This is a genomic window from Pseudoalteromonas sp. MER144-MNA-CIBAN-0113 (assembly GCF_040308965.1).
GTDB classification, from domain to species: Bacteria; Pseudomonadota; Gammaproteobacteria; order Enterobacterales; family Alteromonadaceae; genus Pseudoalteromonas; species Pseudoalteromonas tetraodonis.
Genome location: NZ_JBEOOG010000594.1, coordinates 1 through 237 on the forward strand (window position 1 = coordinate 1; position 237 = coordinate 237).

A 237-nucleotide genomic window follows, 5' to 3' on the forward strand; every position below is an offset into this window, starting at 1 on the left:
GGGCTGGTTAATAAGTTTTGGTAAGTACGTGCTGGCGCTTTTTCGCCAGTACTTTGTTGAATAACAGGCACTACATTTTGGCTGTTATTTTCAAGCCTTGGCTTACCAAAATTAACAGCGAGATTTGCAACAATGGCGCTGCTATCTGGCAGCCATTTATATGGTGAGGCAGTTAATACCGAATTTAATGCAGCGCTTGAAAGCTCTTTTGCTTGTTTAGTTTCAACGCTGTAAAGC

1 protein-coding gene is annotated in these 237 nt (G+C 41.8%); it reads right to left on the bottom strand.

Annotated features, from left to right (window positions below):
* The coding region (locus AAEY57_RS21075; RefSeq protein WP_350608795.1) for a hypothetical protein at window positions 1-237 on the bottom strand (237 nt) is incomplete at both ends.